Origin of the sequence: Pimelobacter sp. 30-1 (assembly GCF_018831735.1) — a bacterium.
GTDB lineage: Bacteria > Actinomycetota > Actinomycetes > Propionibacteriales > Nocardioidaceae > Nocardioides.
Genome location: NZ_NHTS01000003.1, coordinates 694,643 through 717,539 on the forward strand (window position 1 = coordinate 694,643; position 22,897 = coordinate 717,539).

A 22,897-nucleotide genomic window follows, 5' to 3' on the forward strand; every position below is an offset into this window, starting at 1 on the left:
TTGACTAACAGATTGACTTAACCGCTGACCTGCCCCGGTGCGCGATCGCGACGGGTGGCATGATGCGCCCCGTGAGCACACCGAAGGCATCGGAGGACGGCCCGCGACGGCGGCTGCCGCGCGGGGCACTGACCCCCGACCGGATCGTGACCGCGAGCCTCGCGCTGCTCGACGAGCAGGGCCTCGCCGCCTTCACGATGCCGCGCCTGGGGCGCACGCTCGGCGCCGACCAGACGGCGGTCTACCGCCACTTCGCGAGCAAGGACGACCTCGTGCTCGCCGTCGCCGACCGGCTGCTGACCGAGGCGTTCGAGGGCTTCGAGCCCGTCGCCGACGACTGGCGGGGCACCCTCGTCGACGTGTGCCAACGGGTCCGCACGACCTACGTCCGGCATCCCGCGGCGGCCGTCCTGAGCGGCCCCCGGATCACCACCGGGTCCTCGGAGATGAAGGCCGCGGACGCGGTCGTCGGGGCGCTGCGCACGGCCGGCATCCCCGACGCCGAGCTCGCCCTGCACTACCGCGTGATCGCGGACTTCGCCCTGCTGTGGTCCGGCGGGCTGGCGGGCTTCCGGGTGCTCGACGAGAGCATCCAGCAGGCCGAGCGGTCGACCTGGGCCACGGCGTACGCCGCCGCACCCGACCAGTTCGAGCACCTGCGCTCGATCAGCGGGGACCTCGACCTGATCGAGAGCGAGCAGGTCTTCGACACCGCTCTCGACCTGCTGCTGGACTCGATCGCCGCGCGGGCCGCACGGGCGCGCTGATCCCGGCGCGCCCGGTCAGCGGGTCAGCCGGTCAGGACGGGACGGCGGTGAACACGACGCCGTCGGGGTCGGCGACCTCGGTAGCCTGCCCGCGCGCCACCAGCAGCTCCAGGTGCGCCTTGGTCTCCATCGCCGCCATGCCCTGGCTGAACACGTCGAGCTCGCCGAAGGCCCGCTCGTGCCGGGTCCAGCCGAGGTCGCGGGCGACGACGAGCGAGGTCACCGAGCCGCGCTCGCGCAGCGACGCGAGGCACTGGGTGAGGCGCTCCTCGTGGTGCACGAGCAGCTCGTCTACCCGCTCGTACGACGACGGGGCGACCGGGCCGTGGGCCGGGAGGACGCGCAGGTCGGGGAGCTCGCGCACGCGGGCCAGCGAGGCCATGAACTGGCCGAGGGGCTGCTCGGCCGGAGGCACGGTGAAGCCGATGGACGGGGTGATCGTGGGGAGCACGTGGTCACCGGAGAAGAGCACGCCCTCGGCCTGGTCGGCGTAGACGTAGTGGCCCGGGGTGTGGCCGGGCGTGTGGACGGCGTCGAGGGTGCGGTGCCCGACGTCGAACTGCCGGTCGCCCTCGATCCAGACGTCGGGGAAGGCCCAGTCGACGGGGTTGGGCAGCTCGCCGTTGTGGCCGGAGGCCCAGAGGTCGGCGATCTCGGCGGCACCGGCGGTGCGCAGGACGGCGAGGAACGGGCTCTCGTCGAGGCCGTCGAGGCCGGCCCGGTGGAGGAGCTCGAGGGCCGGCTGCTCGCCGGCGCCGAGGGCGACCTCGGCGCCGAACTCGTGGCCGAGGACGGTGGCGAGCGTGTAGTGGTCGCGGTGCACGTGGGTGACCAGGAAGCGCTTGATGTCACCGAAGCCCGAGCCGATCGAGCGCAGGCTCTTGTCGAGCAGCTCGCGCGCGACCGGGATCGCCCAGCCGCCGTCGATCAGGGTGAGCCCGTCGTCACCGGCGACGACATAGATGTTGACGGCCTTGAGCGCGTCCATCGGGAGGGGCAGCGGGATCCGGTGGATCCCCTCCGCCACCTGCCAGGCACCTTCGTCGGCCCAGTGACGGCCCGAGTCCGGCGAGACGGCGTGTCCGGTGGCGATCCCTCCCGTTGTCATGTGCCCACTCTAGGAAGAGTTCACTTCCGGTCGTAGATCGGGTAGGTGCAAGTCGAGGTTGGGCTCCTGGATGCCGCCGTCGACCTCGAGCATCTTGCCGGTCACGTACTTGCCTGCCGCGGAGCTCAGGTAGACCACGGCGGCGGCGATGTCCTCGGCCTCGCCGATCCGGCCGAGGGGGGTCGCCTTCTCGAGCTGGGTCTTCATCTCCGGCACCCCGGCGACGAACTCCAGCGCGCTCGTCATGACCGAGCCGACGAAGACCCCGTTCACCCGGATCTCCGGGTTGAGGTCGGTCGCCGCGAGCCGCGACCAGTGCGCGAGCGCCGCCTTCGCGGTGCCGTAGGCGAGGTAGCCGCGCCCGGCCAGCCGGCCCATCGCCGACGAGATCGAGGTGATCGACTTCTGCCGGCCCTCCCCCGCCGAGGCGAGCATGAACGGCACGGCCGCGCGGCTCAGCGCGTGCGCGGTCGCGACGTTGAAGTGGAAGGCCTCCTCCAGGTACGCCACGTCGGTGTCGAGGAAGGCGTTGGGGATGGTGCCGCCGACGTTGTTGACGACGATGTCGAGGCGGCCGAACTCCTCGTGGGCCGCGGCGGCGAGGCCGGCGACCTCCTCGGTGTGCGCGAGGTTCGCCGGGACGACGAGCGCGCGGCGACCGAGCGCCTCGATGCGGACGGCGACCTCCTCGAGCTGCGCCTCGGTGCGCGCGGAGATGACGACGTCCGCGCCGGCCTCGGCGAGCGCGATCGCGGTGGCGGCGCCGATGCCCCGGCCGGCGCCGGTGACGACGGCGACGTGGTCGGTGACGGTGAAGCGGTCGAGGATGCTCACCGGCCGCCGCCGTTCGTGCCGGTGACCAGGCCGCGGCCGGTGACCAGCGGCAGGTCCAGCGCGGAGATCAGGCCCGGGCGGGCCGCGACGACGGCGGGGATCGCGTTGATGAGGCGCTGGGCGGTGACGATCATCCCCGAGACGTTGTGGTCGCCGTTCTCGCCGTGGTGGGTGAACTCGACCTTGAGGCAGGGCTCGCCGGTGATCTCGATCCGGTAGCAGCCGTCGCCCTCGGCGGGCTTGGGCCAGCCGGGCTCCTGGTCGGCCGCCGTGCGGGTGACGTGCTCCAGCGTGATCCGCGGGACGCCGTCGACGGTGCCGATCACCCGGAACCGCACGGCGCCCATGGTGCCCTCGGGCACGTCGAGCGAGACGGTCTTGGTGTCGCGCGGCGCCGGACGGCGCTCGACCTCCTCGACCAGCGGCTCGTCGAGGGTGACGCCCAGGCCGGCCGCGATCACCCGGACCACGGGGCCCCAGGCGGTGGTGAGGATGCCGGGCTCCCACAGCAGCGGCGTGGCGTCCATCGGCTGCCCGAAGCCGAAGAGGTCGCGCATCACCACGGGCTGGTAGTACGTCGAGTAGTCGGCGATCTCGCTGACGGTGACGTGGTCGATGCGCTGGCTGAGGCTGGTCATCACCAGCGGCAGGACGTCGTTGGCGAACCCGGGGTCGATGCCGTTGACGTGCAGGCTGGCGTTGCCCTCGAAGCCGGCCTGGTCGATCTGGTCGATCATCTCCGGCGGCAGCGTGCCGTCGCGGTGGAGCAGGATGACCGGTCCGGACGAGACCACGTTGATGCCGTCGCGGATCAGCTCGGTGAGGTCGGCGATGGACTCGAAGACCCGGTCGTCGGTCATCGCGCCGTGCACGATGCAGTCGGGGCGCAGCGCGACCAGCTCGTCGCGGTCGGTCGTCGCCTTGACGCCGAGCTCGCGACCGAGGCCGGCGAGCAGACCGGCGTCCTGGCCGTGCTTCTCGAGGGTGGAGGTCCACACCCCGACCAGCTCGAGGTCGGGATGGGCGTCGACGCCGGCGATCGCGTGCCGGCCGATGGTCCCGGTCGACCAGACGACGACGCGCAGCGGCTTCTCGGGGATGACCTGTGACATGCGGGTCAATGTAGAACGAGTTCTAGTTTCTGGGAAGGGTTCGCGGCGCACTGACCCCCGCTCGCCCCGCGGATTCCGCGGGTCCCGCCGAAAACAGGTGTGACCGCGTAAGGAACGGGGCAGGGAGCCCTCTACCGATGGGGGGCGCACATCCGCGCGCCCGCACAACGATCCAGGAGACACCCCCACATGAAGCTCAAGCTTGTCGCCACCGCCGCTGCTCTCGCCGTCACGCTCACCGCCTGCGGTGGCGGGGGCCGGCCGTCGCAGTCCGACGTCGCGGACGCGATCAAGGACCAGATCCCCGGCGACTCCTCGGTGCTGACCGACGACGTCATCGACTGCATCGCCAAGGCCGTCGTCGACTCCGACCTCTCCGACGACACCCTCAACAAGATGGTCGACAACGACAAGGGCTCCAGCAAGGAGCTCAACGAGGCCAGCGAGGTCATCTCCAAGGCCAGCGCCGACTGCGTCACCAAGTGATGCTCAGGGCGCCGGGATCACCTGTCCCGGCGCCCACTCGGGGCACCGCGTCCCCGAGTAGATGGTCGGCATGCACCGGTTGCAGTGGATGCAGACCCCTTCCCGCACGATCCCGGCCTGGAGCCGGTTGACGAGGTCCGGCTCGCGCAGCAGCGCCCGGCCCATCACGACGAAGTCGAAGCCGTCGGCCATCGCCTGACGCATCGTCTCGACCCGGTTGATCCCGCCGAGCAGCATCAGCGGCATCGCGACCGCGCCGCGCACCTCGAGCGCCTTGGGCCGGAAGTAGGCCTCCTCGAAGTCGTACTGCTTCATGAAGCCGCGTCCCACCGGCGTCTTCATCCCCCACCGCACCAGCGGCGGCATGGTCGCGGCGAACTCCGCCACGGGCGCCCCGCCGCGGAAGAGGTACATCGGGTTCATCAGCGACGAGCCGCCGGAGAGCTGGAGCGCGTCCAGGTGGCCGTCGGCCTCCAGCAGCTGGGCGAGCTCGATGCTCGTCGCGGTCGTCACCCCGCCGGTGAAGCCGTCGGAGACCGACACCTTCGCGGTCACCGCGACGGCGTCGCCGACCTCCTCGCGCACGACGCGCGCCACCTGGCGCGCGAGCCGGGCCCGCCGCTCCAGCGGCCCGCCCCAGCGGTCGCGGCGGCGGTTGAGCCCGGGAGCGAGGAACGACGAGATCAGGTAGGAGTGCGCCATGTGCAGCTCCAGCACGTCGAAGCCGGCGCGGACGAGCAGGCGGGCCGTGTCGGCGTACGCGCGGGTGACCCGGGTCAGGTCCTTCTCGGACGCCGCGCGGATCATCTGCATCGACAGGGGGCTCGGCATCGCGCTGGCCGCGATCGCGGGCACGCCGTTGGAGCGCCCGTTGGCGACCGGTCCGGCGTGACCGACCTGGCCGGCGATCGCCGCGCCCGTCGCGTGGATCTCGTCGGCGAGCCGGGTCAGGCCGGGCAGCGCGCGCGGCCCGACGACGATCTGCTCGCCGTGGGTGCGCCCGTCGGGCGCGACGGCGAGATAGGCGACCGTGGTCAGCCCGACGCCGCCCGCGGCCGGCGCGCGGTGGTAGGCGATGAGCTCGTCGGTGACCAGGCCGTCCGGCGTCCGGCCCTCGAAGGTCGCCGCCTTGACGGTCCGGTTGCGCAGCCGCACCGGCCCGAGGTCGGCCGGGGCGAAGACGTCAGGAGCGCTCACGCGGCGCACTCTAGCCCTCGAACTGAAACCTGTTCTACCCCCCGAGGCCCTATCGTCGGCACATGGCCAAGACGCTCTGGCGCGACCGCAACGCGGCCCTCGACGCCGAGACCGACTACGTCGAGATCTACCAGAACCTCGCGCTCTACGAGTTCAGCTGGGACATCACCCAGGCGCTGAGCTTCGCGCTCTTCCGCACCTACGCCGTGCCGAGCGTCGGGCGCCTGCTCGACGAGACCGGCGCGTTCACGGGCGCCGTCCAGCAGCGGTACGACGACACGGCGCTCCTGCTCGAAGCCCCGTTCGTGCACGGCTTCGACTCCGAGGCCGGCAAGACCGCGCTGCGCCGGATCAACCAGATGCACCGCGCCTACGACATCTCCAACGACGACTTCCGCTACGTGCTGTCGACCTTCGTCGTCGTACCGAAGCGGTGGCTCGACGCCTACGGCTGGCGCCCCCTGACCGACCACGAGCTGCGCGCGAGCGTCAACTACTACCGCGCGCTCGGGCGGCACATGGCCATCAAGGACGTGCCGGAGACCTACGACGGGTTCATGCACCTCATGGACGACTACGAGCGCGCGCACTTCGCCTTCGACGAGGGCGGACGCCGCGTCGCCGACTCCACGCTCGACCTGCTCACCACGTTCTACCCGCGCGTGGTCCGCAAGCCGGTCGAGGTGTTCAGCCGCGCCCTGATGGACGAGCCGCTGCTCGACGCCTTCGGCTACGCCCCGGCACCTCCGCTGGCCAAGCGGCTCAGCCTGGCCGCGATGCGGGCCCGGGCGCGCGTGCTGCGGCACACGCCGTCCAACCGGCGCCCGACGTTCACCGCGGACCTGCCGCGGATCAAGAGCTATCCGGACGGCTACCGGCTGGCCGACCTCGGCACCTTCCCGGTGCCGGGCGTGGGCGGCTGCCCGGTCCGGCACTCCACGGCGGCCGAGGCCTGATCCCCCGGGTCACAGGTCCGCGAGCAGCACCCGCATCCGGTCGATCTCGGCCTGCTGGCCGACCACGATGTCGCCGGCGAGCTCGGCGACGAGCACGTCGGTGCCCTTGACCGCGACCACGTCCGCCATCGCGATCGCCCCCTCGTGGTGCCGGATCATCCCGGCCAGGTAGAGCCGGTCGAAGGCCGCACCGCGGGCCCGGCGCAGCGCGCGCAGCTCGGCCGCGGTGAGCATGCCGTGCATCGTCGCGTGGCCGTGCTTGCCGTGGTCGTACGCGTCGGGGTCGTCCTCGGCGGTCGGTACGGCGAGGTTCCGGTCGCGCAGCCACGCCGCCATGGTGAGGATCTCGGGCCCCTGCGCGCCGAGGATCCGGCGCGCCATCGCCTTGACCTCGGGCGAGGCCGCACGCCGCGGCGCCAGGCGCGACATGGTCAGCGCCTGCGCGTGGTGCGGGATCATCATCTGCATGAAGGCGATGTCGTCGTGGGCGGCGCCGGCCTGCTCGGCCGTCGTCCCCGGGTCGGCCGTCGTACCGGCCTCACCGGGCGCGCCCGGCTGAAGGACCGGCGGCGCCGACGAGGGCGTCAGCGCCGTTCGGGGACCGGACCCGGGCGGGTCGTCGGACTGACCCTGGCAGGCGCTGGAGAGCACCGCGAGGAAGGCGACCACCGCCGCCACGCGGGCACGACGAAGACTGGACCGAGACCGAGACACCGAGAACACTCCTTCTCCCCCCGAGGGGTTGTGACCTGGCTCACCATAGGCGAGCATCAGGCCAGCGTGTTCATTCAATCTCGGGAGTGACCATGGCGAAACTCGCCCCCTCAGGGCTGCGTGCCCTCTGCTTCACCGCGCTGGGCACCCTGGCCCTCGGCATCTCGGCACTGACCGTGCCGGCCGACGCGCACGACGACCACGACCACGACAACGCGTCGGGCGCGACCGCGTCGTCCCCGTGCCCACCAGGCCTGCTGCGCCAGGCCGAGCGGGCAGGCGACAACTTCGACGACGCCTGCCTGCCCGGCCAGGACCTGGCCCGGCTCGACGACACCGACGCGGTGCTCGCCCCCGGCGAGATCGACAAGAGCCGCAACATCACGCTCCTGGCCAACCTGCCGAAGTCCGGCGCGTTCGCGGGCGAGACGTCGTTCGAGACCGACCTGGCCTTCCAGGGCGACTACGCCTTCCAGGGCAACTACGACGGCTTCACCGTCTACGACATCCGCAAGCCGCAGCGTCCCCGCATCGTCACCCAGGTGCTCTGCCCCGGCTCCCAGAACGACATCTCCGTCTACGGCGACGTCCTGGTGCTGAGCGTCGACTCCAGCCGCAGCAACGACAGCTGCGCCAACGTGCCCCAGTCGGCCACGATCAAGGAGTCGTGGGAGGGCATCCGGGTCTTCGACATCAGCAACCCGCGGGCACCGCGCTACGTCGCCGCCGTCGAGACCGCGTGCGGCTCGCACACCCACACGCTCGCGCCCTCGAAGAACCGGCGCGACCTCTACGTCTACGTCTCGTCGTACTCACCCAACGCGAGCTTCCCCGACTGCCAGCCGCCCCACGACCAGGTCAGCGTGGTCAAGGTGCCGCTGCGCCGGCCCCAGGACGCCCGCGTGGTCAGCACGCCCGTGCTCTTCCCCGACGGCGGCAACCCGAGCGGCGGCTACTCCTCGACCACCTCCGGCTGCCACGACCTCACGGCGTACGCCCGCAAGGACGTGATGGCCGGCGCCTGTATGGGCGACGGCATCCTGGTCGACATCTCCGACCGCGAGCACCCGGTGGTCACCGAGCGGGTCCGTGACACCGAGAACTTCGCGTTCTGGCACTCCGCGACCTTCAACAACGCCGGCACCAAGGTGGTCTTCACCGACGAGCTCGGCGGGGGCGGCGGCCCGACCTGCAACCCGACGGTCGGCTCGGTCAAGGGCGCCGACGGCATCTACGACATCCGCCGCGGCAAGCTGGTCTTCCGCTCCTACTTCAAGATCCCGCGGACCCAGGCCAACACCGAGAACTGCGTGGCCCACAACGGCTCGCTGATCCCGGTGCGCGGGCGCGACATCATGGTCCAGGCCTGGTACCAGGGCGGCATCTCGGTGTGGGACTTCACCGACTCGGCCCGCCCCAAGGAGATCGCGTACTTCGACCGCGGGCCGCTGTCGACCGAGCGGCTCGTGCTGGGCGGCTCGTGGTCGGCGTACTGGTACAACGGCCACATCTACTCCAGCGACATCCAGCAGGGCTTCGACGTCTTCCGGCTGCGCGACCGGCGGATCGCCGGCGCCCAGCGGGTCAAGGTCGACGAGCTCAACGTGCAGTCGCAGACGTCCTACTAGGCGTGAGCCGCGGCGCCGGGGACCCGGCGCCGCGGCTCACGGCCGCGATCGGCGTCAGGAGGCCGGGATGCGCAGCACCCGGTGGTTGGCGAACTCGTCCATGCCGACCGGGCCGAGCTCACGGCCGATGCCGGAGCGCTTGGTGCCACCGAAGGGCAGGTCGGGCTGCGAGCCGCCCGCGGCGTTGAGGTAGACCATGCCCGCGTCGATCCGGTCGGCCACCCGCTGGGCGCGCTCGAGGTCGGTGCTGAACACGCTGGAGCCCAGGCCGAAGGGGGTGTCGTTGGCCAGGGCCACGGCCTCCTCCTCGGACTCGGCGCGGAACACGATCGCGACGGGACCGAACAGCTCCTCGCGGTAGGCGTCCGTGCCGGGGACGACGCCGGTGAGCACGGTCGGCTCGACGAAGGCGCCGGGGCGGTCCACCCGGCCGCCGCCGGTGTGCACGGTGGCACCCTGCGCGACGGCACGCTCGAGCTGGTCGACGAGCTTGTCGGCCGCGGCCAGCGACGAGAGCGGGGCGAGGGTGGTCGCCGGGTCGGCCGGGTCACCGGGCACGAACTCGCCCATGGCGGTGACGAGACCGGCCAGGAAGTCGTCGTACAGGTCGGCGAGGACGATCATCCGCTTGGGCGCGTTGCAGGCCTGGCCCATGTTGCCCATCCGCGAGGCGACGGCCTCGCGGGCGGTGGCGGCGACGTCCGCGCTGTCGAGCACGATCATCGGGTCGGAGCCGCCGAGCTCGAGGACGACCTTCTTGAGGTTCTGGCCCGCGCGGGCGGCGACCGCGGCACCGGCCCGCTCGCTGCCGGTGAGCGAGACGCCCTGGATGCGCGGGTCGTCGATCATCGTGGCGACCTGGTCGTTGGTGGCGAGCAGGTTGACGTAGACGTCCTCGGGGACGCCGGCGTCGGCCATCACGCGGGCGATGGCGAGCGCCGTACGGGGGCAGCTCGGGGCGTGCTTGAGCACGATCGTGTTGCCGAGCACCAGGTTGGGCGCGGCGAACCGGGCGACCTGGTAGTACGGGTAGTTCCACGGCATGATCCCGAGCACCGCACCGATCGGGCGCTTCTGGACCAGGGCGCGGCCGCCCTCGATGGTGAGCTCCTGGTCGGCGAGGAAGGTCGCGCCGTTGTCGGCGTAGTAGCGGAAGATCGCGGCGACGATGTCGATCTCGCCGCGCGACTCCTCGAGCCGCTTGCCCATCTCGAGGGTGATGATCGCGGCGAGCTCGTCGGCGCGCTCCTCGAAGAGGTCGGCGACCCGGTGCACGATCGCGGCGCGCTCGGCGAGCGGACGGGCGGACCAGGTGGCGAACGAGCCGGCGACGCCGCTCAGCGCGGCCTCGACCTCGGCGTCGGTGGCGGGGTCGAAGGACTCGACGAGCTCGCCGGTGGCGGGGTTGACGGTGGCGTACATGGGGGTTTCCTTCGGGTCGTGGGTCGGGTCAGCCGGCGGCCAGCAGCGAGCGCCGGTTGAGGCTCTCGACGAGGTCCCAGATGCCGAACGTCCACGGCGGTGCGGTCTCGGCGTGGTCGACGACGTTGACGAGCTCGCCGAGCCGGTCGGCCGAGATCCGGACGACGTCCCCGACGACGTGGGTGAAGCCCTGGCCGGGACCGTGCCGGTCCTGGGTGGGCGCGAAGAGCGTGCCGGTGAGCAGCACGAAGCCGTCCGGGTAGTGGTGGTGCGCGCCGCAGGTGTGGCCGATCAGCTCGAGCGGGTCGCGGCTGATGTTGCTCATCGAGCTGACGCCGTCCATCCGGAAGCCCTCGGGGCCCTCGACGGTCAGGTGCACGTCGAGCCCGCGGACGTCGTCGATGCCGAAGTCCTCGTCGAAGAGCCGGATGAACGGGCCCAGCGCGCACGAGGCGTTGTTGTCCTTGGCCTCGGTGAGCAGCAGCGCGCTGCGGCCCTCGAAGTCGCGCAGGTTGACGTCGTTGCCGAGCATCGCGCCGACGGGCGTGCCGTCCGCCCGGGCGACGAGGGCGACCTCGGGCTCGGGGTTGTTCCACGCCGAGCGGCTCAGGACGCCGATCGTGGCGCCGACGCCGACCGACGAGAGGACCGGCGCCTTGGTGAAGATCTCCGGGTCGGGGCCGATGCCGACCTCGAGGTACTGCGACCAGAGGCCCTCGGAGACGAGGATCTGCTTGACCTTCTCGGCGGCCTCGGAACCCGGCTTCACCTGGGCGATCGCGCCACCGATGGCGGCGGCGAGCTGGCCGCGGATCGCCTCGGCCTGCTGCAGGTCGCCCTGCGCGCGCTCCTCGATGACCCGCTCGACCATGCTCTCGACGAAGGTCACGCCGGCGGCCTTGAGCACCTGGAGGTCGACCGGCGACAGCAGCCGCGCCACCTCGGGGTCGCGCTCGTCGCCGAACGCCTCGATCAGCGTGGCCAGCGACCAGCGACGCCGGGCCGGGTCGGCTGCGGCGGCGCGCAGCGCGGCGGCGTCGTGCCGCTCCAGCAGCGTCGAGCAGGTCGGGCCCAGGTCGGTGACGTCGACCGCGTCGTCGCCGGCGACCACGACGAGCACGGGTCCGCGCTCGGCCGGGTCCCAGACCCGGCCCACGAGCGTGGCGCGCTCCCGGTCGTTCGGCAGCAGTCGGTCCATGGTCAGCACAGGTGCTCCTCGTTCTCGGCAGGTTCGTTCAGGGGAAGGAAGGGACGGTCAGGACGGGTCGACGGCACCGGGGGCGCCGCCCTCGTGCCAGGCGAAGAGCTCCCAGAACTCGCCGCACGGGCCGGCGAAGTAGGCGCACCGGGCGTTCCACGCGTAGTCCTTGGGCGGGGCGTAGAACTCGACGCCCAGGGCGGTGAGCCGGGCGTGCTCGCGGTCGACCTCGTCGGGGCTCTCGACCTCGACGGCCATCATCACGCCGTGCCCGGTCGGGGCCTCGACGGCGGCCGGGACGCCGGTGGAATCGCGGATCGCGCTCGCGTCCCACAGCGCGAGGATGACGCCGTTGCGGGTGAAGTCGGCGAAGCCGGGCATCCGCGACTTGAGCTGGTAGCCGAGCTTGTCGGTGTAGAAGTCGACCGCGGCGTCGAGGTCGCGGGTGACCAGGCAGATGTCGGTGAGCTGGAGTCCGGGCATGGGGATCCTCCTGGGGGTGCGGTGGAAGGCGGGTGGGTCAGGGAGCGGTCGGGTCGGCGATGTCCCAGTCGTTCTCGTGGGGGAAGTTCCACGGCGAGGGCATCAGGTCGCCGGAGCGGACCTTGACCACCTCGCCGCCGCGGTCGATCAGCACCCACGCGTCGGGGCCGTAGTGGCCCATCAGCTCGCGGCACAGGCCGCACGGATTGGTGACGACCGTGCGTCCGTTCTCGTCGCGGCAGACCGCGACCATCGCGACGACCTGGCCGGCGTTGTGCATCTCGGCGTTGGCGATGGCCGAGGCCTCGGCGCACACGTTGACCCGGCGCGAGCCGACGTGCAGGCCGGGGAAGACCTCGCCGCTCGCCGTACGGGCGGCGGCCGCGACCTGGTGCACGACCGGATCGAAGGACGCGGCGAGGACCTCGACGGCGCGCTCGTAGAGGGCGACGTCCTCGGGCTCCAGCGGTACGGCGCGCATCAGTCGGCCTGCAGCTGGGGCGTGGCGATCCGGACCTGGTCGACCTTGGAGGTGCGGGCCAGGACGACGAGCCCGACGAGGGCCACGACGTACGGGATCATCTGGGCGAACTGTGGGGGCATGACTTCCTCGTTGATCTGGACGCCGGCCGCCGACGAGAGGCCGAACACGGTGGAGATCGCGGCGAGCCAGAGCACGTTGCCGCGACTGAAGATCGCCGCGGCGACCGCGACGAAGCCGAGCCCGCTCGTCATCCCCTCGGTGAAGAGGGAGAGCTGGCCGATGCTCATCTGGGCCCCGGCCAGGGCGCAGAGCATGAAGCACCACACCTGGGCGAGGATCCGCATCCGCTGGACGTTGCCGCCTGCGGTCTCCAGCGCCTCGGGGTGCTCGCCGGCCGCCTTGAGGTGCCGGACGACGACGCTGTTGCGCACCGCCCAGACGGTCACGCCGACCAGTACCCACGCGAGGTAGGTGAGCACGGTGTGGCCCGAGACGAGCCCGCCGAGGATCGGGATGTCCTTGATGACGGGGATCTCGATCCGGGCCAGGCGCGGGATGCCGTCGTCGGCCAGGGCGCCCTTGACGCCGTAGATCGAGCGCAGCAGGAAGACCGTCGCGCCGGCGCCGAAGACGTTGAGCACGATGCCTGCGACGAACACGTTGACCCGGTACGTCGTGATCAGGATGCCGAACAGCAGCCCGGCCACGGCCGCGGCGAGGAGCGTGACCAGGATCGCGCCCAGCCCCGAGCCGAGCTCGAGGCCGAACGCGACCCCGAAGAAGGCGCCGAAGATCATGGCGCCCTCCAGGCCGACGTTCAGGTCCCTGGTCCAGGAGGTGACCAGGCAGCCGAGCGCGGCCAGCAGGATCGGGGTGGTGAAGCGCATCCCCGATCCGAGAAATGCGTCGAGCCAATCCATGTCACGACCTCCGCAACGAGCCCAGGCGGTGACGCAGCTGGGCGAACTGGTGGAACACGCGCGCCTGGGCGGCAGCCGCGATGATGATGGCCGAGATGAGCACCAGCGAGAGCTCCGAGGGGACGTCGGAGGCCTGCTCGATGCCGCGGGCGGCCGAGCGCATCACGCAGTAGACGCTCACCCAGATGACCGTGGCCACGGGACGGGAGCGGGCGACGAGCGCGATGAGCACGCCGTCCCAGCCGATGCCCGAGGCGATCTCGGTCCAGAACCGGCCCTGCGAGGCGGTGACCAGCAGCGAGCCGGCGACACCGCACACGAAGCCGCTCAGCGCCATCGAGGACACCCGCGCCCGGAAGACGTCGATGCCGACGGACGAGGCGAAGGCGGGGCTCTCGCCCGTCATCCGCCAGCGGTAGCCGAGCACCGAGCGCTCGCTGAGCCACCAGATCACGATCGCGATGACGACCACCACGAACACCGCCGTGGTCAGGCCGCTGCGCGACACGATCTCGTCGAAGCGGGCGGTGTCGGCGACCTCCTTGGTCGTGCCGCTCTGGCGCGTGGTGTCACGCAGGGGACCGATCGCGAGGTAGGCGCAGAAGAGGATGACGATGTAGTTCGACAGCAGCGTCGAGAGCACCTCGTCGACGCCCCAGGCCGCGCGCAGCCAGCCGAGGCCGGCCGCGATCAGGCCACCGGCCAGACCCGCCGCCAGCGTGCAGAGCAGCAGGTGCGCGGGCGAGAACAGCGGGCCGAGGTAGGCGCCGGTGAGCGCGGCGGCGAGGGCGCCGGCGTACATCTGGCCCTCGGCGCCGATGTTGAACATGCCGGAGCGGAAGGCGATCGCGACGCCGAGCGCGGCGACGTAGAGCGGCAGGCCCCAGGCGAACGTCCGGGCGACCTGGGTGGGGTCGCCGACGGCGTACTGGAGGCCGCTCTGGATCGTCGCGAACGGCGCATAGCCCTGGCTGTAGATCAGCACCGAGGCCAGCACCAGGCCGATCACCACGGTGTAGCCGATCGCGGCCGCCTGGCGGCCGGCGACCGAGCGCCAGCCCGGCTTGTCCGGCGGGGCCGGAGCCGGAGCCGCCGGCTCGGTCGTGGACGTCGTGGGCGCCGTCGTCATGAGGCACCTCCCGTGGTCGCGCCCATCATGTGCATGCCCAGCTCCTCGCGGGTCGTGTCGAGGGTCCGCTTCTCCGCGACCACCTGGCCGCGGTACATCACCAGCACCCGGTCGGAGAGCCGCAGGATCTCGTCGAGGTCGGCCGAGACCAACAGCACCGCGCAGCCGCGGGCGGTCGCCTCGGCGATCCGGCCGTAGAGGTACTCGATGGCGCCCAGGTCGACGCCGCGCGTCGGCTGCGCCAGCACCAGGCAGGCCGGCTGCTCCTCCAGCTCGCGGGCGACGACGATCTTCTGCTGGTTGCCGCCCGAGAGCGTGCTGCAGACGGCGTCGACGCCGGCGGCCTTGATGTCGTACTCGCGGACCAGGCCGGTCGCCGTGGCCCGGACCTTGGCGCTCAGCGCGCTGGCGAGGACGCCGAGCCCGGTGCGCTTGCGCACCTCGCACGGCGCGATCGCCTCGAGCACGGTGCCGTTGATCGGCAGCCCCTCGTGGTGCCGGTCCTCCGGGACGTAGCCCAGACCCCGGTCGCGGCGGGCCGCGACGTCGAGGCCGCCGACGTCGGTGCCGGAGATCGACACGGAGCCGCCGGTGAGCGCGAGCGTGCCGACCAGCGCCTCGGCGAGGGCGGTCTGGCCGTTGCCCTCGACGCCTGCGATCCCGAGGATCTCGCCGGCGCGCACGGTGAAGGACACCGCGTCGAGAGCCGCGTCGTGGCCGGGCTTCTCGGTGCTGATGGCGTCGACGAGGAGCACCGGGGGCTGCTCCTCGGGGACCACCCGCTCGACCCGGCCGAGGTTGACGTCGCTGCGACCGGTCATCGCGGCGACCACCTCGGCGGCGTCGGTGGCCGCGGCGTCGTACGTGCCGACGGTGCGGCCGCGGCGCAGCACGGTGATCCGGTCGGCCACCGCGAAGACCTCGCCCAGCTTGTGCGAGATGAACACGATCGCCGAGCCCTCGGCCGCCAGGCGACGCAGGAGCTCGAAGAGCTCGGTCGTCTCCTGCGGCGTCAGTACGGCGGTCGGCTCGTCGAGGATCAGCACCCGCGCGCCGCGGTAGAGGACCTTGACGATCTCGATCTTCTGCTGGGTGGCGACGCTGAGCTTGCCGGTCACCGCCTCGGGGTCGATGTCGACCCCCAGGCGCCGCATCGGCTCGGCGATCGCCTCCTTGGCCCGGTCCTTGCTGTAGAGCCCGGGCCCGCCCGGCTCCGCGCCGAGCGTGATGTTCTCGGCCACGGTGAACGTGGGCACCAGCATGAAGTGCTGGTGCACCATGCCGATCTGGGCGTCGATCGCGTCCTGGGGACGGCGGAAGTGCCGCTCCTCGCCGCGGACCCGGATCACGCCGGCATCGGGCTGGTACATCCCGAAGAGCATCCGCATCAGCGTCGTCTTGCCCGCGCCGTTCTCCCCGACCAGGGCGTGCACCTCACCGGCGCGCAGGTCCAGGTGGACGTCCTCGTTGGCGACCACCGGGCCGAACCGCTTGGTGATGCCGGACGCCTCGAGCAGCGGGGCGTCCGGCCTCGTCGTCTCATTCACTGATCTTGAGCTCCCCGGAGGAGATCCGCTCCTGGAGGGCGTCGAGCTGCGCGATGCCTTCGGCACCGACCAGGGCCTCGTCGTAGACCATCTTCCAACCACCCTCGGCGAAACCGTAGGTGTGCTGGCTGCCCTGCTCCAGGTCGCCGCCCTGGTAGTCCTTCACCAGCGCCAGCAGGACCGTGTCGACACCCATCTCCAGGCTGCCCGACGTCTTGCCGGGGGCCAGCGAGCTCTTGTCCGCGACCACGCCGATCGGCGCGATCTTGCCGTCGGCCTTGGCGGCGTCGAAGATGCCGGCGCCGGTCAGGCCGGCGTAGGCGAAGATCGAGTGGGCACCCTTCTGCTGCAGCGCGAGCGCGATCTCGCGGCCCTTGGCAGGGTCGACGAACGAGCCGGCGTACTGGGGGGTGACCTTCTGGGCCGGGTCGACCTCGGCGACACCCTGGGTGTAGCCGGACTCGCAGTTCTTGATCACCGGGGCGTCGATGCCGCCGACGAAGCCGGCGGCCTTGGCGCCCGCGGCTGCGTTGACGGTCGCGGCCAGCGCGCCGGCCATGTAGCAGCCCTCGGCCGTGCGGAACTCCGCGGAGACCACGTTGGGGCTGTCGACGGTGCCGTCGACGAACACGAACTGGGTGTCGGGGTTCTCGTCGGCCACCTTGACGAGCGCGTCGATCGCCTCGAAGCCGAGCACGAAGACGATGTCGTTGGCGTCGGCCGCGTCCTGCAGGAGGGGCTCGAAGTTCTGGGCCTGCAGCTGGCCCTCGTAGGTGTTGACCTTGGCGTCCAGGTCGGACTCCAGGGGCTTCTCGGCGGCCGCGGCCTGGTCGAAGAAGTCGCCGTCACCGAAGGCGTTGTCGACGAAGATGCCGACCGAGAGGCCTTCGTCGTCGGACCCCGAGGCCTTGGGCTTGGCTCCTCCGCACGCCGTCAGACCGACAGCGAGAACGGCCGCGCTCGCCACCACGCTCGCGCGCTTGACGAACGGGCGCCGGGTCGCGGAGGCGAAGAACGGAAGTTTCGTGGTCATCGGAATCTCCTCGGTCGAGCACGCTGCCGAGCACGGTGCTGCGGCGGCTGTGATCCGGAACATATCAATCATCATATGATACGATCAACCCCTCAAATCGAGGATCCCCTCCCAGCCGACTGGAGACCGCATGGCCGCCGAGCACTCCCGCCGCGTCGTCGTCACCGATCACGCGTTCGTCGACACCGCCCACGAGGAGCGGGTGGCGGCCGAGCTCGACTGCACCTTCGCCGTCCACGCGTGCACCGACGAGGCCGAGACCGTCGCGGCGGTCACCGGCGCGGACGTCGCCTTCGTGAACTTCGCGCCCGTCACCCGTGCGGTGCTGGCCGCGATGGCGCCCGGGGCGACGGTGGTCCGCTACGGCATCGGCTACGACAACGTCGACGTCGCGGCCGCCGACGAGCTGGGGGTGCGCGTCGCCAACGTCCCCGACTACGGCGTCAGCACCGTGGCCGACCACGCCGCGGCGAGCCTGCTCTCGCTCGCGCGCCGCCTGACGTCGTACGACGCCCTGGTGCGGCGCCACGGCTGGGCCCGGCCCGGCGACGTCGGCCCCCTGCCCGGCCTGGCCCAGATGACCGTCGGCCTGGTGGGTTTCGGCCGGATCGCCCAGGAGGTCGCCCGGCGCCTGGCGCCCTTCGGCTGCACGATCATCGCCCACGACCCGCACTGCCCCGCCGAGGTCGTCACCGCCCACGGCGTCGAGCCGGTCACGCTGCCCGAGCTGCTGGCGCGCTCGTCTGCGGTCTCGCTGCACGCCCCGCTCACCCCCGAGACCCGGCACCTGGTCGACGCGGACTTCCTTCGGGCCCTGCCCGCCGGCGCGATCCTGGTCAACACCGCGCGCGGCGGACTCGTCGACGAGGCGGCCCTCGCGGCCGCGCTGATCGACGGTCACCTCGCGGCGGCGGCGCTCGACGTCACCGACCCCGAACCCTGGGCGAGCGACTCCCCGCTGCGAGATGCTCCTCACCTCGTGCTCACCCCCCATGCCGCGTTCTACGCGACCGACTCCCTCGACCGGCTGCAGCGCCTGGCCAGCGAGGAAGCCGGCCGTGCGCTGCGGGGCGAGCCCCTGCGATGCCCCGTCGCCGGGACCGTGACCCAAGGAGCGACCGCATGACCACGTCCACGTCCGGCCCGCGCAAGACCCGGCTCTCCGAGCAGGTCGCGGACGCGCTGATCCAGCAGGTGGTCGCCCAGGAGCTCAAGCCGGGCGACCGGATGCCCACCGAGCCCGAGCTCGTCGAGCAGTTCGACGTCAGCCGCACGGTCATCCGCGAGGCCAGCCGGATCCTGGTCGAGCGCGGCCTGGTCGAGATCCGGCCGCGCCGCGGCATGGTCGTCGCAGACTTCGACGGCACCGGTTTCGCCCGCCAGTTCGAGCTCCTGCTGCAGATGAAGCGCGGCAGCTTCCGTGAGCTGATGGAGATGCGCCTGGCCCTGGAAGTCGGGATGATCGAGCACGCCGCCGAGCGCTACACCGCCGACGACAAGCGCCACATCGAGGACGCCCTGCGCTCGTTCGAGGGCCACGAGGTCGACCACGCGACCGCGCTCGAGGCCGACCTGGAGTTCCACTCGGCGCTCGCCCAGGCCTCGCACAACCCGTTCTTCACCCACATCATCAACCCGATCAACGACTACCTGCGCGGGGCCTACCGGCCCACGCTCGGCTACGAGGCCGCGCGCGACAACACGCTGCGCGAGCACCAGGAGATCGCCGACGCGGTCTTCGCCCGCGACGTCACCGCGGCCGGGCGCCACGCCCGCCAGCACCTCCTGCGCGTCCTCGCCGACACAGACGCGCTGCTCGACTGACACCGCCCCTCCCCTCCTGAGAGGACCTCGATGGACCTGACCACCCAGCGCCCCCTCCCCGCGGCCTTCGGCCTCCACGACCGGCACGTCGTGGTGACCGGCGGTGGCCGCGGGATCGGGCGCGCGATCGCGCTCTGCGCCGCCGCCGGCGGCGCCCGGGTCACCCTCGTCGCCCGCTCGCAGGAGCAGCTCGACGACGCCGCGGACGAGGTCCGCGCCGCCGGCGGCACCTGCGCGAGCGTCGCCCACGACCTGACCGACACCGAGAGCCTCGACGCCCTCGCGGAGCGGCTCTGGGAGATCGCCCCGGTCGACGGCGTCGTCCACGCGGCGGGCGTCCAGCTGCGCGGGCCGGCGGTCGAGGTCGAGGTGGCCGGCTGGCGCCGGGTCCAGGCCCTCAACGTCGACGCGCCGTACTTCCTGAGCACCGCGCTCGCCCGCCGCCAGCTCGCGGCGGAGCAGCGCGGCTCGCACGTCTTCATCGGCTCGCTCAACAGCAGCCTCGGGCTGCCCAACGTCTCGCCGTACGTCGCCTCGAAGACCGCGCTCGTCGGCATCACTCGCGCCCTGTCGACCGAGTGGGCCGCCCGCGGCCTGCGCGCCAACATCATCGGGCCCGGCTACTTCCGCACCGAGATGACCGAGGGCCTGCTCGCCGAGCCGGCCCATGCGCAGCGGATCCTCGGCCGGATCCCGGCCGGTCACCTCGGCGCCCCCGAGGACGTCGGCACGGCAGCGGTCTTCCTGCTGAGCGACGCCTCGTCGTACATCACCGGACAGCTGCTCAACGTAGATGGAGGATGGCTCGCCTCATGACGCCCTCGACCGCACGACCCCACGGCCTCTCGATCATCGCCGGCGAGGTCGGCACCCCCGACGGGACCGGGACGCCGTTCCGCGCCACCGACCCCGCCACCGACGCGCTCGTCGAGCCGGTCTTCCACCCAGCGACCGACGACGAGGTCGGCCGGGCCGTGGCCGCGGCGACCGCCTGCTTCGACGACTACCGGGCCACCACGCCCGCCGTCCGCGCCGCCTTCCTCCGCACGATCGCCGACCACCTGGAGGCCGCGCGCGAGGCGCTGGTCGCCCGGGCCGGCACCGAGACCGGCCTGCCCGAGGCGCGCCTCAACGGCGAGCTGAGCCGCACCACCAACCAGCTGCGGCTCTTTGCCCGCGAGCTCGACCTCGGCGACCACCAGGGCGTCCGGATCGACCACGCCCAGCCCGAGCGCCAGCCGGCCCCCGCGCCGGACCTGCGCCAGCGGCAGGTGCCGCTCGGCCCGGTCCTGGTCTTCGGCGCCAGCAACTTCCCGTTCGCCTTCTCCACCGCGGGCGGCGACACCGCCTCAGCGCTCGCCGCCGGCTGCCCGGTGATCGTCAAGGCGCACAACTCCCACGCCGGCACGGCCGAGCTCGCCGGCTGGGCGATCGTCGACGCGGCCCTTGCCTGCGGCATGCCGGCCGGCGTCTTCTCCCTCGTCTACGGCCCCGGTACGACGGTCGGCCAGCGCCTCGCCGCCGACCCCGGCATCAAGGCGATCGCCTTCACCGGCTCCCAGGGCGGCGGCACCGCGCTCATGCGCACCGCCGCGGCCCGCCCCGAGCCGGTCCCGGTCTACGCCGAGATGTCCTCGGTCAACCCGGTCGTCCTGCTCCCCGGCGCCTGGGCGGAGCGCGGCGCGGCGATCGCGACCGGCTTCGTCGGCTCGCTGACCCTCGGCTCGGGTCAGTTCTGCACCAACCCCGGCCTGCTGTTCGTGCCGACGGCGCACGCCGACGACGTACGGGCCGCGGTGGCTGCCGAGCTGCGCGACCGGCCCGGCCAGACGATGCTCTCCCCCAGCATCAGCAGCGCCTACGCCGACGGCATCGGCCGTCTCGACGCCTCGGACCGGACCACCCTGGTCGCCGCCGGCGCCGAGGGCCCGACCCGCAACGCCCCCGCCCCCGCGGTCTACGCCGCGGACCTGGCGGACTTCGCGACCGACGACGCGCTGCGCGAGGAGGTCTTCGGCGCCGCCTCGCTCATCGTCACCTACGACGACGTCGACGCCCTGCGCACGGCCCTCGACGGGCTGGAGGGCCAGCTGACCATCAGCGTCCACGCCGAGCCCGCCGACCACGCCGCCGTCGCCGCGCTGCTGCCCACGCTGGAGCGGCGCGCCGGCCGGCTGATCCTCAACGACTGGCCCACCGGCGTCGAGGTCAACGACGCGATGGTCCACGGCGGACCCTTCCCGGCGACCTCCGACAGCCGCACCACCTCGGTCGGCAGCGCGGCGATCCTGCGCTTCCAGCGGCCGGTCGCCTACCAGGGCTTCACCGACGCGCTGCTGCCGCCGGCCGTCGCGGACGCCAACCCGTGGGGCCTGCCCGCGCGGGTCGACGGGGCGCTGGTCCGCTAGCGCTCGGTCGCTGGATCCTCGAGCACGGCGGCGACGTCGTCAACGAGCGCGAGGATCCAGCGCCAGGTGTCCGGGTCCTCGGTCACCAGCGACTCGCGCCGGTAGAGGTAGAGGCGCCCGTCGACCACCTCGACGTGCACCGGCCGCTCGGTCAGCCGGGCGAGCACGTCGGGGCGGAAGAGGGTCGCGTCGAGGAGCGGACCGACGGTGCCGGTGCGCCCGATCGGCGCCTGGACGAGGTACGCCTCGGCGCCAGGCCCCTCCAGCTCGGGCGTGCCGAGCGACTGGTCGTCCGAGGCGGGCAGGCTGACGTCGGTCCACGCGCCCCGCGCTCGCAGCACGAGGTGCGGCAGCTGCTGGTCCGAGATCGGGGTGGTCGCATAGGCCCAGTCGCTCGACCCGGAGACGCTCCGGCCGTAGCCGAAGTGGTGCAGCCCCAGCTCGATCTCCCGCGGCTCGGACATCCGTACGACATCGCGGGTCAACGGCCCCACGCCCTGGTTGAAGATCAGCCCCGGCCCGGTGTGCGGCGTATCCGGCCGCGGGGTGAACGTCATGCCGTTGGCCGCCGCGAACCGGCCCAGGCGCACCAGCCGGACCCGGTACGCCGGGTTCGGGCGCACCGCCGACCGGAGCAGGCCGAGCGTGATCACCGTGGCGATCCCGGCCGGGAGCAGCGCCCACCACGGCCGCGGCGGGAGGAACGAGAGCCCCAGCGCGATCGCGCCGAAGAACAGCCACGACAGCAGGCTGACGATCAGCCAGCCGGCCAGCTCCATGCCCAGCTCGCGCGAGGTCCGCGGCGGGAGGTCGGCCCGGTCGACCGGGGCGGTCAGTGCGCCGACGAGGAGGCGGTCCGCGGCCATCAGGCGCCGAACTGAGGCGCCCGCTTCTCGACGAACGCGGTGACGCCCTCCTGCCCGTCGGGCGTGCCGGCCAGGCTGCGGATCGACAGCGTCTCGGCGCGCAGCGCGGTCTCGGGCGCGGGCGCGGCCACGTCGCGGAGCAGGTGCTTCGCGGCGGCCTGGGCGCTCGCCGAACCGGCCGCGAGGCTCGCGGCGAGCTGGTCGACGGTGGCCGCCAGCTCGTCGGCCGGGACGACGCGGGCGACCAGGCCGGCGTCGTACGCGTCCTGGGCGGTGAGCAGGTCACCGAGCAGGGCCAGGCGCAGCGCCCGGTGCAGGCCGAGGGTGTGCACGAGGAGCGAGCTGCCGCCGTCGGGCGAGAGGCCGACCTTGGTGTAGGCGAGGCTGAACTTCGCGCCCTCGGCGGCGACGACGACGTCGGCCGCGGCCGCGAGCGGGAAGCCCGCGCCGGCGGCGGTGCCCTGGACCGCGCTGACGACGATCGCGTCGGAGCGGACCAGCTCGCTGACCACCCGGTGCAGCGCGTCGGCGAGGTCGTCGATGAAGGCGGTGACGTCGTCGGCGGCCGAGAAGGCGCCGAGGTCGCCGCCGACCGAGAAGAAGCGGCCCTCGGCGGCGAGGACGATCACCTGGGCGCCGTCGCGGTGGGCGGCGCGGACGGCGTCGTGGAGCTGGGCCACCGAGCCGGGGTGGACCGGGTTGCCCCGGTCGCCGTCGGCGAGGGTGATCCGGGCGATCCCGGCGTCGTACTGGTAGCGGACGAAGGTGTCGGTCATCAGGG

General features: G+C 72.5%; 23 protein-coding genes. 8 read left to right on the plus strand and 15 right to left on the minus strand.

Annotated features, from left to right (window positions below):
- The first annotated feature begins 71 nt into the window (after window positions 1–71).
- Complete coding sequence (locus CCO04_RS08710; protein ID WP_215813687.1) at window positions 72–767, plus strand: TetR/AcrR family transcriptional regulator; 696 nt, start codon at window positions 72–74, stop codon at window positions 765–767.
- Window positions 768–798: 31 nt separating this feature from the next.
- Here the strand turns inward: CCO04_RS08710 and CCO04_RS08715 are convergent, their stop codons facing one another.
- Genes CCO04_RS08715 through CCO04_RS08725 form a run of 3 tightly spaced genes read right to left on the minus strand, consistent with a single transcriptional unit; the run spans window position 799 to window position 3,821 of the window.
- Complete coding sequence (locus tag CCO04_RS08715) at window positions 799–1,875, minus strand: MBL fold metallo-hydrolase (RefSeq protein ID WP_215813688.1); 1,077 nt, start codon at window positions 1,873–1,875, stop codon at window positions 799–801.
- A 9-nt stretch (window positions 1,876–1,884) separates the two neighbouring features.
- Window positions 1,885–2,709 carry an SDR family oxidoreductase gene (locus CCO04_RS08720; RefSeq protein ID WP_215813689.1) on the minus strand — a complete coding sequence of 275 codons (825 nt, stop codon included), beginning with the start codon at window positions 2,707–2,709 and terminating at the stop codon, window positions 1,885–1,887.
- Window positions 2,706–3,821, minus strand: a complete 1,116-nt coding sequence (locus CCO04_RS08725) for a diacylglycerol kinase (RefSeq protein ID WP_215813690.1) — start codon at window positions 3,819–3,821, stop codon at window positions 2,706–2,708. Before CCO04_RS08725 ends, CCO04_RS08720 begins: the two co-directional genes overlap by 4 nt.
- 189 nt (window positions 3,822–4,010) lie before the next feature.
- On the opposite strand from CCO04_RS08725, the gene CCO04_RS08730 reads away from it, so the two are divergent.
- Complete coding sequence (locus CCO04_RS08730) at window positions 4,011–4,307, plus strand: hypothetical protein (RefSeq protein WP_215813691.1); 297 nt, start codon at window positions 4,011–4,013, stop codon at window positions 4,305–4,307.
- Between the two features lie 3 nt (window positions 4,308–4,310).
- Here CCO04_RS08730 and CCO04_RS29705 read toward each other — a convergent pair whose 3' ends face one another.
- Window positions 4,311–5,504, minus strand: a complete 1,194-nt coding sequence (locus tag CCO04_RS29705; protein WP_308281160.1) for an NADH:flavin oxidoreductase — start codon at window positions 5,502–5,504, stop codon at window positions 4,311–4,313.
- A 62-nt stretch (window positions 5,505–5,566) separates the two neighbouring features.
- On the opposite strand from CCO04_RS29705, the gene CCO04_RS08740 reads away from it, so the two are divergent.
- A complete protein-coding gene (locus CCO04_RS08740) occupies window positions 5,567–6,460 on the plus strand; it encodes an oxygenase MpaB family protein (RefSeq protein WP_215813693.1) in 894 nt (297 codons plus the stop codon).
- 9 nt (window positions 6,461–6,469) lie between these two features.
- On the opposite strand, the gene CCO04_RS28430 is transcribed toward CCO04_RS08740, so the two are convergent.
- A complete protein-coding gene (locus tag CCO04_RS28430; RefSeq protein ID WP_215813694.1) occupies window positions 6,470–7,174 on the minus strand; it encodes a DUF305 domain-containing protein in 705 nt (234 codons plus the stop codon).
- A gap of 92 nt (window positions 7,175–7,266) precedes the next feature.
- Here CCO04_RS28430 and CCO04_RS08750 point away from each other — a divergent pair, with 92 nt between their 5' ends.
- Entirely contained in the window at window positions 7,267–8,802 is a 1,536-nt protein-coding gene (locus CCO04_RS08750; RefSeq protein ID WP_252373023.1) for an LVIVD repeat-containing protein, read from the plus strand.
- 54 nt (window positions 8,803–8,856) lie between these two features.
- On the opposite strand, the gene CCO04_RS08755 is transcribed toward CCO04_RS08750, so the two are convergent.
- From CCO04_RS08755 to CCO04_RS08790, 8 genes are read right to left on the minus strand one after another with little or no spacing between them, the layout of a single operon-like run.
- Window positions 8,857–10,224 carry an NAD-dependent succinate-semialdehyde dehydrogenase gene (locus tag CCO04_RS08755; RefSeq protein ID WP_215813696.1) on the minus strand — a complete coding sequence of 456 codons (1,368 nt, stop codon included), beginning with the start codon at window positions 10,222–10,224 and terminating at the stop codon, window positions 8,857–8,859.
- A 28-nt stretch (window positions 10,225–10,252) separates the two neighbouring features.
- Window positions 10,253–11,422, minus strand: coding sequence for a fumarylacetoacetate hydrolase family protein (locus CCO04_RS08760; RefSeq protein ID WP_252373024.1), 1,170 nt, complete (start codon window positions 11,420–11,422; stop codon window positions 10,253–10,255).
- A 57-nt stretch (window positions 11,423–11,479) separates the two neighbouring features.
- Entirely contained in the window at window positions 11,480–11,905 is a 426-nt protein-coding gene (locus CCO04_RS08765) for a VOC family protein (RefSeq protein WP_215813698.1), read from the minus strand.
- Between the two features lie 37 nt (window positions 11,906–11,942).
- Entirely contained in the window at window positions 11,943–12,386 is a 444-nt protein-coding gene (locus tag CCO04_RS08770; protein ID WP_215813699.1) for a cytidine deaminase, read from the minus strand.
- Window positions 12,386–13,276: an ABC transporter permease gene (locus CCO04_RS08775; protein ID WP_215813700.1), complete on the minus strand. Its 891-nt coding sequence runs from the start codon at window positions 13,274–13,276 to the stop codon at window positions 12,386–12,388. Before CCO04_RS08775 ends, CCO04_RS08770 begins: the two co-directional genes overlap by 1 nt.
- Before the next feature lie 34 nt (window positions 13,277–13,310).
- On the minus strand, window positions 13,311–14,438 hold the full coding sequence (locus CCO04_RS08780; RefSeq protein ID WP_215813701.1) for an ABC transporter permease: 1,128 nt from the start codon (window positions 14,436–14,438) through the stop codon (window positions 13,311–13,313).
- The gene (locus CCO04_RS08785; RefSeq protein ID WP_215813702.1) at window positions 14,435–15,985 is read right to left on the minus strand and encodes an ABC transporter ATP-binding protein; all 1,551 of its coding nucleotides are present in this window, start codon (window positions 15,983–15,985) and stop codon (window positions 14,435–14,437) included. Before CCO04_RS08785 ends, CCO04_RS08780 begins: the two co-directional genes overlap by 4 nt.
- Window positions 15,978–17,018, minus strand: coding sequence for a BMP family protein (locus CCO04_RS08790; RefSeq protein WP_215813703.1), 1,041 nt, complete (start codon window positions 17,016–17,018; stop codon window positions 15,978–15,980). Before CCO04_RS08790 ends, CCO04_RS08785 begins: the two co-directional genes overlap by 8 nt.
- A 130-nt stretch (window positions 17,019–17,148) precedes the next feature.
- Here CCO04_RS08790 and CCO04_RS08795 point away from each other — a divergent pair, with 130 nt between their 5' ends.
- The 4 genes from CCO04_RS08795 to CCO04_RS08810 are packed head-to-tail and all read left to right on the plus strand — an operon-like array spanning window position 17,149 to window position 21,250.
- Window positions 17,149–18,144, plus strand: a complete 996-nt coding sequence (locus CCO04_RS08795; protein ID WP_215813704.1) for a C-terminal binding protein — start codon at window positions 17,149–17,151, stop codon at window positions 18,142–18,144.
- Window positions 18,141–18,842, plus strand: a complete 702-nt coding sequence (locus CCO04_RS08800) for a FadR/GntR family transcriptional regulator (protein WP_215813705.1) — start codon at window positions 18,141–18,143, stop codon at window positions 18,840–18,842. The genes CCO04_RS08795 and CCO04_RS08800 overlap by 4 nt, the downstream gene beginning before the upstream one ends.
- A 30-nt stretch (window positions 18,843–18,872) precedes the next feature.
- The gene (locus CCO04_RS08805; RefSeq protein ID WP_215813706.1) at window positions 18,873–19,658 is read left to right on the plus strand and encodes an SDR family NAD(P)-dependent oxidoreductase; all 786 of its coding nucleotides are present in this window, start codon (window positions 18,873–18,875) and stop codon (window positions 19,656–19,658) included.
- The gene (locus CCO04_RS08810; protein WP_215813707.1) at window positions 19,655–21,250 is read left to right on the plus strand and encodes an aldehyde dehydrogenase (NADP(+)); all 1,596 of its coding nucleotides are present in this window, start codon (window positions 19,655–19,657) and stop codon (window positions 21,248–21,250) included. Before CCO04_RS08805 ends, CCO04_RS08810 begins: the two co-directional genes overlap by 4 nt.
- Here the strand turns inward: CCO04_RS08810 and CCO04_RS08815 are convergent.
- Together CCO04_RS08815 and CCO04_RS08820 are read right to left on the minus strand one after the other, a co-directional pair.
- Entirely contained in the window at window positions 21,247–22,116 is an 870-nt protein-coding gene (locus CCO04_RS08815; protein WP_215813708.1) for a hypothetical protein, read from the minus strand. The two genes, CCO04_RS08810 and CCO04_RS08815, sit on opposite strands and share 4 nt — an antisense overlap.
- Window positions 22,116–22,892: an enoyl-CoA hydratase/isomerase family protein gene (locus CCO04_RS08820; RefSeq protein ID WP_215813709.1), complete on the minus strand. Its 777-nt coding sequence runs from the start codon at window positions 22,890–22,892 to the stop codon at window positions 22,116–22,118. Before CCO04_RS08820 ends, CCO04_RS08815 begins: the two co-directional genes overlap by 1 nt.
- Window positions 22,893–22,897 lie beyond the last annotated feature (5 nt).